Below are 6711 nucleotides of genomic sequence, written 5' to 3'. Positions count from 1 at the left end.
GCGGCCGGCCACCCACGCGTGCCGGGCGGCGGCGGCCAGGCGCTCGGCCTTGGCGGGGTGGTCGTGCTCGGTGAGCTCGGCGGCGCGCTCGAGGGCCAGGTACGGCTCGGGGTAGGCGCGGGGCGGGCAGGCGTCGAGCGCCGCCGCGGCCAGCTCGTCGGCCAGCCGCTCGGCCGGGCCGTCCAGGGCCCAGGCGCGGTGCCAGGCCCGCCGCAGCCGCTGCCCCCCGCCGTCCCCGGGGTCCTCCAGCAGGGCGGACAGCAGGCGGTGGGCGCTGCGCCGCCGCAGCAGGGAGGCCCCGTAGTACGCCACCCCGCGCACCGCCGGGTCGCGGAAGTCGTAGCGGTCGCCCGCGGAGAGCAGGATGCCCGCGCGCTCGGCCGGTTCCAGCGCCGTCAGCGCGCACGCCGGCCGGGCCGCCCGGATCAGGGTCGGCACGTCGAGCCCGGGGTCGGCGGCGATCAGCAGGAGCAGCCGCCGCGCCTCCTCCGGCAGCTCGGCCAGGCGGGCGGCGTGCGCCCGCCACAGCCGCCCGTCCCTGGGCAGCGCCGCGGGCGGGGCGGCCAGGCCGGCGAGCTGGTCGGGGGTGAGCGAGCCGATCAGCTCGGCCAGGGCGAGGGGGTTGCCGCAGGCGATCTGGTCCAGCGCCGCCAGCAGGTCCTCGGCCACCTTCCCCGGCGCCAGGTCACCGGCCAGCTCGCGTACGGCCGCCGCGTCCAGCCCGCCCAGCTCCCGCGCCGGGATGCCGTCGGGCACGCCCGTACGCGCCGTGAACAGCAGCGCCACCGGCTCGGCCGACACCCGCCTGGCCGCGAACGACAACACCTCCTGGCTGGCCGGGTCCAGCAGGTCCACGTCGTCCACGCAGGCCAGGACCGGCTGCCGGGCGGCCACCGCCGACAGCAGCCCGAGCACGGCGGCGGGCAGCGCCAGCCCGCCGGCGGCCGTACCGGACTCCAGGGCCGAGATCAGGGCGAGGGACTGGGCGTCGGGCAGGGCGGTGGCGGACGCGGCGACGGGGCGCAGCAGGCCGTGCAGCCCGGCGTACGGCAGCCGCGACTCGGCCGCCACCCCGGAGACCCGTAACAGCCGGAAGCCGTCGGCGGCATGCGCGGCGGCCAGGTCGAGCAGCGCCGTCTTCCCCATGCCCGGCGCGCCCACCAGCAGCAGCGCCCCGCCGGATCCCGCACGGGCGCCGTCGAGCAGCCGCCGAAGGGCGCGCTCCTCCTCGTCACGACCGCGCAGCGGGGGTGCGCACTTGACAGGGGACATGCCGTCCAGTGTTACGCGCGGATGTCATGTCTGAAAGGGGACGTTCAGGAGAGACCGGTGATTTCACCGATACGTGGTCTCCGCCCGTTTCCTGGACAGGCGGCCGGAGACGGCGGGGACCAGGCCGTGCGGCATGAACAGCACCACCACGATCAGTACGAGCGCGTACACCGCGTACGACAGCACGCTCGGCGCGTACGTGGGCATCCCCGGCAGCGAGGCCAGGCTGTCCAGCCCCTGCACCAGCAGCGTGATCGCGGTGGCCCCCACCACGGCCCCCCAGATCGTGCCCAGCCCCCCGACCACCGCCATCACGATGTACTGGATCGAGATGAGCACCGGGAACGACCCCGGCGCCACGTAGCCGGTGTAGAAGCAGTAGATCCCCCCGGCCAGCCCCGCGAAGGCGGCCGACAGGGCGAAGACGACCAGCTTGTAGCGTCCCACCGGGATCCCCGACGAGGCGGCCGCGGTCTCGCTGGTGGCCAGCGCGCGCAGGGCGCGGCCCGGACGGGAGGTGATGACGTTGTGGGTCACCAGCATCACCAGCGCCAGCCCGCCCCAGGTCATGTACGCGTACGCCGCCGCGCTCCCGACCTCGAACGGCCCCACGCTGAACTGCGGGATGCCCTGGAGGCCGATGTCCCCGCCGGTGAACTCCAGCTGCCCGGCCAGGGAGAGCAGGATGAGCTGCATGGCGAGCGTGGCGAAGGCCAGGTGGTGGCCGCGCAGGCGCAGCAGCGGGGTGCCGATGACGAGCGCGGACACGGCAGCGGCCACGGGTGCGGCGACCAGCCCGGCCACCGGCGGGACGCCGCCGAGGGAGAGGAGCGCGGCGGTGTAGGCGCCGATGGCGTAGAAGGCGCCCTGGCCCAGCGACACCTGCCCCGCGTAGCCCATCAGGAGGGAGACCCCGACCGTCACCATCGCGGCCAGCCCGAGCAGGATGTACACGGCCAGCACGCTGTCGTCGAGCACGGCGGGCAGGACGAGCGTCACGGCGGCCACCAGGATCCCGGCCGCGAGCCTGATCATGCGGACTCCTCGGAGATGGCCGAGCGGCGGCTCGCCTGCACGATCATGACGACGATCATGAGACCGAGCGCCACCTCCAGCTGGTGGGAGCCGTAGCCGTAGCCGGCGGCCATGGTCTCGGCCACGCCGAGCAGCAGCGCCCCGGCCAGCGCGATCACCGGCCGGGTGAGGGCGCCGAAGACGGCCGCGGCGAAGCCGTTGACGATCAGCGTGACGTCGGTGTCGAACGAGATCGGCCGCAGCGGCGTCACCAGCACCCCGGCGATGCCGCCGAGCAGCCCGCCCAGCGCGAACGCCAGCAGCCCCATCCGCCGGGTGTCGATGCCGACGACGCGGGCGGCGTACGGGTTGGAGGCGCACGCGGTCAGCGCCTTGCCCAGGTAGGTACGGCCGAAGAAGAGCGCCAGCACCACGAACGTGGCCGCCGTCACGCCGATGACCAGCAGGTGCTGCGTCTGGATGCGCGCCCCGGCCACGGTCAGCGAGCCCGCCAGCCCGGGGGCCGAGCGCGGCTGGTCACCCCACAGGACGATCTCCACGGCGTACGCGAGCACGCCCACGCCCAGGGTGACGATCAGCGCGGAGAGGGGGGTGGTGCCCGGTTTGCCGATGGCGGCCAGGCCCGTCAGGAGCCCGGCCACGGCCGCCGCCAGGACGGCGGCCAGCTCGCTCAGGCCGTGCGGGAAGCCGAGGCCGAGGAGGGAGGACGTGCACAGGCCGGCGATGACGGCGAACGTGCCCTGGGCGAAGTTCACCACGCCGGTGACGCGGTGGATGGTGACCAGGCCGCTGGCGATCAACGCGATCGCGCATCCGACCGCGAGGCCGTTCAGGAGGTAGGTGAGGAACGCGCTCACGCCGTCGCCCCCTTCGGGCCGCTCATGTGATCGCCCCGCCCAGGTACGCGCTGGCCACCCTGGGGTCGTCGGCCAGGTCCGCGCATTCGCCCTCGGTCACCACCCGCCCGACCTCCAGCACGTACGCCCGCGAGCACAGGTCGAAGGCCAGCCGCGCGTTCTGCTCGATGAGCAGCACGGTCAGCCCCTGCGTCCGGTTCAGCTCGGCCAGGTGCGCGGCCAGGTCGGCGGTGACCTGGGGGGCCAGCCCGAGCGACAGCTCGTCCACGACCAGCGCCTCGGGGCGCGACATCATGGCCCGGCCGAAGGCCACCATCTGCTGCTCGCCGCCGGACAGCACCCCTGCCCGCCGCCCGGCCAGCTCGGCCAGCCGGGGGAGGAGGTCGTACACGAAGGAGGGGTCGCGCAGGCCGGACCGCCAGCCGCCGAGGGCCAGGTTGTCGGCGACGGACAGGTCCGGGAACAGCTGGCGGCCCTCGGGGATGAGCGCGAGCCGGCCGCCGATCCGCACCGTGCCCGAGGCGGGGGCGAGCAGCCCGGCCAGCGTGTTCGCCAGGGTCGACTTGCCGGCGCCGTTCGGGCCGAGCAGGGCGACCATCTCGCCCTTGCCGACCGTGAGGGTGACGTGGTCCAGCGCGGTCGCGGTGCCGTACGAGACCACCAGGTCCTGGACCTCGATCATGAGGCCTGTCCGAGGTAGGCGGCGAGCACCAGCGGGTCGGCCCGCACCTCGGCGGGCGAGCCGTCGGCGATGACCTGGCCCAGGTCGAGCACCACGACGCGGTCGGCCAGCCGGGTCACGAACGCCACGTCGTGCTCGATGAGCAGGATCGTCAGCCCGCCCGCCCGCAGCTCCTCCACCAGCGCCGCCAGCCGCTCGCGCTCCTCGCCGCGCAGCCCGGAGGCGGGCTCGTCGAGCAGCAGCAGCCGGGGCCGCGCGCACAGGGCGCGGGCCAGCTGCAGCGCCCGCTGCTGCCCGATCGGAAGCCGGTCGGCGGGCCGGTCCGCCCACCCGGTCAGGCCCACGCGTTCGAGGGCCGCGTCGGCCTCGGCCGCGATCTCGCGCTCGTCGTGCCGGTGCCGCGGCAGCCGCAGCGCCGCCGAGACGAACCCCGCCCGGGTACGCCCGTGCAGCCCCACCATGACGTTCTCCCTGACCGTCATGCCGCGGAACACCCGGGCCGCCTGGAAGACGATCGACATGCCCAGCCGGGCCCGCCGGTGCGGCGCGAGCCGGTCAACGCGGTGCCCCAGGAAGGAGATCTGGCCGTGGTCGGCCGCCAGGTGCCCGGTGATCAGGTTGAACAGCGTGGACTTGCCGGCTCCGTTCGGGCCGATGACGCCGCAGACCTCGCCGTCCGCGACGCTCAGCGAGACGTCGCGGACGGCGTAGACGCCCCCGAAAGAGCGTGAGACCCCGGTGACCCGCAGCACGCCTCACCCCGCCGCGGTGACGGTCTTGGTGAGCTGCTCCTTGGCCCACTCGGTGGGGACGAACTGGCCGTTCTTCACCGTGTTGACCGAGATGAACTCGGGCGACAGGCCGGAGTGGTCGGTGGGGGAGTAGCGGAAGCGGCCGTTCGGCGTGATCAGGTCCATGCTCTCCAGCGCCTGCTGGATCTTGGTCTTGTCCGTGCTGCCGGCCTTCCTGATCGCCTCGAACAGCAGCAGCGAGGCGCTGTAGCCGTCCTGGGCGAACTGCGGCGGCGGGTAGCCGTGCTTCTGCTGGTACGGCTTGGCCATCTGGTCGATGATCTGCTTCTGCTTCCCGTCGGGCAGGTGGTCGCCGACCACGCCGATGGCGCTCTGCACGGTCATGCCCTCGGCCGCGGTGCCCATCGGCTCCAGCCACAGCTTGCTGGCCTGCGACGCGGTCAGGAACAGCGGAGTCTTGAGCCCGGAGGCCACGTACTGCTTGGCGGCCGTCACGCCGGGCGCGCCCGAGCCCCAGAACACCAGCGCCTCGGCCTTGGAGTCGCGCACGTGCTGGAAGACCGCGCTGAAGTCGGAGGTGGTGGTCTCGTACGGCTCGTCCACGGCGATCGTCACGCCGTATTTGGGGGCCAGGGCCACCATGGACTCGTGGCCGGAGACCGAGTAGGCGCTCTTGGAGTCCCACGCCACCGCGATCGTCTTGATGCCCTCGGCCTGGATGTACTGCAGGTAGCGCTCGGCGTACATGCTGGACAGGGCGGGCGTGACGAAGATGTACGACTTGATCGGCTCGACCTGCTCCTGGGCCGGGGCCAGCGACAGGTACGGCATCTTCTCGCGCTGCGCGAGCGGCTCGACCGCCAGCGCCGCGTTGGAGAACACCGGCCCGATCAAGGCGTCGATCTCGCCCTTGATCTGGTTGTAGGCCACGATGGCCTGGTCGGGGGCGGTCTTGTCGTCGCGCGGGACCAGCTCCACCTTGCGGCCGAGCAGCCCGCCCTGCGCGTTGACCTGCTCCACGGCCAGCTCGACGGCTTTCTTGTCCTCGCTGCCGAGCGGGGTGTAGTTGCCGGTCAGGGAGACGATGAGGCCCACCTTGATCGGATCCTGCCCACCGGATCCGCCTCCTTCTCCGCCGCCGCCACAGGCGGTCACGGCCAGGAGGAGACAGGCCAGGGACGGTAGAAGCCTGCGCATCAGAACCTCCTGGACCGGGCGATGTGGCCCCGAATGTAGGCAGGTACATTACGGCTGTCAATAGAGTGCCGAATATCTGGAGACAAGCTGTTATGAGGCCTCAATCGGTGATTCTGACCTTCCTCGGAGATCACGTATATGGCCGGGGGATCTGCGTTTCGTCGCGCAGCTTCATCGAGGCGTTCGGCAAGGTCGGCATCTCCGAGGAGGCCACGCGCTCGACGCTGACCCGGATGGTCCGCCGGGGGCTGCTGCGCCGGCAGCGCTCGGGGCGGCGCATGTACTTCGGGCTCACCCCGACCAGCAGCGAGGTGCTCAAGGACGGCGAGCGGCGCATCTGGCACAGCGGCGTGGTGAACGACGCCGACGAGGACCGGTGGACGCTGATCGGCTTCTCGCTGCCGGAGTCCTGGCAGCGGCAGCGGCACGAGCTGCGGTCGAGGCTGGTGTGGGCCGGGTTCGGCCCGCTGCAGAACGGCCTGTGGATCGCTCCAGGCGAGGTGGACGCGGCCGGGGTGATCGAGGACCTGGGCGCGAACGTGAAGGTCTTCGCCGCCGAGCCGCGGCACCCTACCGACATGCAGGCCCTGGTCGGGGACGCGTACGACCTGGCCGGGCTGGGCGCCCGCTACCGGGCGTTCCTGAGCCGCTGGGACCAGGCCGACCCGGCGCCCGACGCCCCCGACGACCTGGCCCGGTCGCTGACGCTGCTCACCGGCTGGCTGCAGATCATCAGGACCGACCCGCGGCTGCCGCTGCGCTACCTGCCGCACGACTGGCCGGCCGAGAAGGCGCAGCGGGTCTGCCACACGCTGCACGAGCGGTTCCGGCCGGAGGCGGAGCAGGTCGTGGCGCGGTTGCTGGACACCGTTCCCGATGAAACCTGGGCAGAACGGTGACAGCGATCACATAGTGG

The 6711-nt window shown here is 73.0% G+C and carries 7 protein-coding genes; 1 reads left to right on the top strand and 6 read right to left on the bottom strand.

Going from position 1 to position 6711, the window contains the following annotated elements; all coding sequences use genetic code 11:
* The 6 genes from ACTWPW_RS29465 to ACTWPW_RS29440 form a co-directional block, all read right to left on the bottom strand.
* Positions 1-1272 (bottom strand): AAA family ATPase (locus ACTWPW_RS29465; RefSeq protein ID WP_443170558.1); only part of this gene is annotated, 1272 nt, incomplete at its 3' end.
* Between the two features lie 63 nt (positions 1273-1335).
* Positions 1336-2307 carry a branched-chain amino acid ABC transporter permease gene (locus ACTWPW_RS29460; protein ID WP_443170557.1) on the bottom strand — a complete coding sequence of 324 codons (972 nt, stop codon included), beginning with the start codon at positions 2305-2307 and terminating at the stop codon, positions 1336-1338.
* Positions 2304-3164: a branched-chain amino acid ABC transporter permease gene (locus ACTWPW_RS29455; RefSeq protein WP_375111769.1), complete on the bottom strand. Its 861-nt coding sequence runs from the start codon at positions 3162-3164 to the stop codon at positions 2304-2306. The genes ACTWPW_RS29460 and ACTWPW_RS29455 overlap by 4 nt, the downstream gene beginning before the upstream one ends.
* A gap of 22 nt (positions 3165-3186) precedes the next feature.
* On the bottom strand, positions 3187-3846 hold the full coding sequence (locus tag ACTWPW_RS29450) for an ABC transporter ATP-binding protein (protein ID WP_375111768.1): 660 nt from the start codon (positions 3844-3846) through the stop codon (positions 3187-3189).
* Entirely contained in the window at positions 3843-4598 is a 756-nt protein-coding gene (locus ACTWPW_RS29445) for an ABC transporter ATP-binding protein (protein WP_375111767.1), read from the bottom strand. The genes ACTWPW_RS29450 and ACTWPW_RS29445 overlap by 4 nt, the downstream gene beginning before the upstream one ends.
* A 3-nt stretch (positions 4599-4601) precedes the next feature.
* Entirely contained in the window at positions 4602-5795 is a 1194-nt protein-coding gene (locus ACTWPW_RS29440) for an ABC transporter substrate-binding protein (protein WP_375111766.1), read from the bottom strand.
* A gap of 107 nt (positions 5796-5902) precedes the next feature.
* Here ACTWPW_RS29440 and ACTWPW_RS29435 point away from each other — a divergent pair, with 107 nt between their 5' ends.
* Positions 5903-6694, top strand: a complete 792-nt coding sequence (locus ACTWPW_RS29435) for a PaaX family transcriptional regulator (protein WP_443170556.1) — start codon at positions 5903-5905, stop codon at positions 6692-6694.
* Positions 6695-6711: the final 17 nt, after the last annotated feature.

The organism is Nonomuraea sp. KM90, assembly GCF_052246675.1.
GTDB lineage: Bacteria > Actinomycetota > Actinomycetes > Streptosporangiales > Streptosporangiaceae > Nonomuraea.
Note: the sequence above shows the minus strand (reverse complement) of the source record. Positions and strands in the feature narration are given on the sequence as shown.